Origin of the sequence: Vibrio sp. 10N.222.48.A3 (assembly GCF_041475345.1) — a bacterium.
GTDB classification, from domain to species: domain Bacteria; phylum Pseudomonadota; class Gammaproteobacteria; order Enterobacterales; family Vibrionaceae; genus Vibrio; species Vibrio tasmaniensis_A.
On record NZ_JBFRVX010001254.1, the window covers coordinates 1 to 2,627 of the forward strand.

Genomic DNA, 2,627 nt, shown 5'->3' on the forward strand with positions numbered 1-2,627 from the left:
CGCTTACGCTCTTCAGTAATGCGCATCGAAGCCATAATCACATCTGACTTTCTTGCCAATAAGCTTGGAATTAGCGAGTCCCAGCTTTGTGAAACCCAAGTACAATCGAGTTTGGCTTGCTCACACAGTGCATCAGCTATCTCAATATCAAACCCGACAGGCACACCGTCACTGTTTTTATAGTTGAATGGCGGATACGTAAAGTCTGACGCCAAACGGATTTCTTTCGCCTGTACCGTTGTACCAAGTAAAGCTGCCGCACAAGCGAGTCCTAGTATTATCTTTTTCATCATTGCCATCCTAGATATGATCTTTATCGAGTTGAGTTTGAGTTTCTATATATTGTTCTTGTTGCTCCTGTCGCTTCTGCTGATCTTGTTGATTCTGTTGCAGCTCGGTTTGGTAGCGTGTTAGTGACGTTATCACTTCTAGCATGCTCTCTTGGCTACCAATACTGATTCGTACACAGTTACGCAAAGCAGGTTCGTGGTTTTGGTTCCTTGTCACAATGCCATCCTTCGCCAATACGCTAAACACATGGTGCCCCGGTTTTTGACGTAGCAAAACGAAATTGGTCGATGACGGATAAACCTGTTCTATAAATTCAAACCGCGTTAGCTCACAAGCAAACCGATTACGCAATTCGACCAACTTTAACGTCGCGCTTTCCATCAACGCAATTCGTTCATCAGACAATGCGTCTAGTACAATTTGAGATGAGCAATCTGGCATCGGATACGGTGGAATTAATTTAGCTACATACTGCATCACATTTTGACTCGCTAAGATAAAGCCACAACGTACGGCTGCGAGTCCAAACGCCTTAGACAAGGTGCGAATCACAACCAAATGCGGATAACGCTCAATAAGACTCACCGCTGATGTTTGCGGTTCAAACTCAATATACGCCTCATCCACCACAACCAGAGATTTACCCTGAGTTCCCTCAAGAACCTGAATCAAATCCAATTTAGGGATCACATTGCCCGTAGGGTTGTTTGGTGAGCAAAGAAACACGATATTAGCCAATTCCGCTTTATTCACTATATCAGCGACGTTAAGGCTGAAGTCTTCCTGCAATGGGGAGTCCAAGGTATTTATCGCCAATGCATCGGCGCAAAACTCATACATAGCATACGTTGGAGAACAGATAAGTATGTTGTCGCTCGCCGGCTTACAGAATGTTCTAATCAGCAAATCAATCGCTTCATCTGCACCACGGACAGCAACCGTCGCGGCATCAGTGCCACAGTAACCTTGGTAAGCCTTAGCAATATCTTGTGGTAAGAAGTCTGGGTATCGATTGTGACTCGCTTCTCCTTGAAACAACGAGCTTTCCAATTCATTGGCGTTTAGCCAGACACGTCCATCACCACCAATTCTTCTTGCCGATTGATAAGGTATTAATTTTTTTACAGCCTGAGGTACTAAGCTATCAATAAAAGATGTCAAGAAGCTATCCCTTTCACAAAATCACAACGTCTTCATCATTGCCTTCATATTCAATAAATGCGACCTATACACATATTAAATCACAAATGATGATTAAGTACTTACATTCAAACAGAACACTATTGATAAATGAATCGAAATAATCACATAATAGCCATGATAAAAAATCATAGGTAAAGATATGAATCGCACACTTCCTTCAACTAAAACCTTGCTCGCGTTCTTGTCGACGGCAAGGCACCTCAATTTTACGCGAGCGGCACATGAGCTGAATGTTACGCAAGGTGCAGTGAGTCGTCAGGTATTGTCGTTTGAAGAAAGTCTCGGGTGCGATCTTTTCTACCGACATGCTCGCGGGTTGTCATTAACACCTAAGGGAGAAGAACTGGTTCCGCTGATTCAAGATACCATCCAACAACTGCAATCGGCGTTAAATCAAGTTGCCAGCTCTCCATCGAAGATCAAGCTCAACGCACCAAGTTGTATTACCTCTTGGCTGCTACCCAAGTTGATGTCTTTTCAGCAAGCCTATCCTGAAATTGATGTCGAACTCACGTCGACCATCAAGCACGTTTTTGAACCAAGCTTTGACCCGTTTGACGCCGTAATCACCTATGGTAAGAAGCCAAGCCAACAATCGATAGTGAGCCAGTTATTGTTCAACGAGCAACTGGCTCCGGTCTGCCAAGCTCAAAGCATTACGCAAAGCCATCTTGTAAGTAGCGCTTCTACTATCATCAAGCCACACAAGCTCGCTCAATACACTTGGTTACACGCCAACAATGAGCAGAGTGATTGGCGACTTTGGTTAGAGCACATAGGAAGTCATGACCTTTCAAGTAAGAACAACCAACAATTCGCGACACTTGATCAAGCGATGAACGCAGCCATTCAAGGGTTTGGTATTGCCATAGGCGACATCACGCTGGCCAAGCAAGATATTGATTTGGGTAGATTGGTGAAAGTGAGTGAAGGCAGTGTCTTCTCTGGAAATGGTTACTTCTTACTGCAACCCAAGAATCGACAAAATACATCCTTATCTACGCTGGTTGATTGGCTCGTCGATTAGCGGCAATCATCTTGGGTAAGCCCCCACTGTAGCTTTAATAGATCGTCATAATGAGAATTTTACCATTCTCAAAATGAAACTATTTTACGCTCGCTGCGTATTGGTA

3 protein-coding genes are annotated in these 2,627 nt (G+C 43.9%); 1 reads left to right on the forward strand and 2 read right to left on the reverse strand.

Going from position 1 to position 2,627, the window contains the following annotated elements; all coding sequences use genetic code 11:
- Positions 1–290, reverse strand: a 290-nt coding sequence (locus AB4653_RS25435; protein ID WP_372105613.1) for a transporter substrate-binding domain-containing protein, incomplete at its 3' end; no start/stop codon positions are given.
- Positions 291–300: 10 nt separating this feature from the next.
- On the reverse strand, positions 301–1,452 hold the full coding sequence (hisC, locus tag AB4653_RS25440; protein ID WP_009846430.1) for a histidinol-phosphate transaminase: 1,152 nt from the start codon (positions 1,450–1,452) through the stop codon (positions 301–303).
- 181 nt (positions 1,453–1,633) lie between these two features.
- On the opposite strand from hisC, the gene AB4653_RS25445 reads away from it, so the two are divergent.
- Positions 1,634–2,521, forward strand: a complete 888-nt coding sequence (locus AB4653_RS25445; protein WP_009846429.1) for a LysR substrate-binding domain-containing protein — start codon at positions 1,634–1,636, stop codon at positions 2,519–2,521.
- The last annotated feature ends 106 nt before the right edge of the window (positions 2,522–2,627 follow it).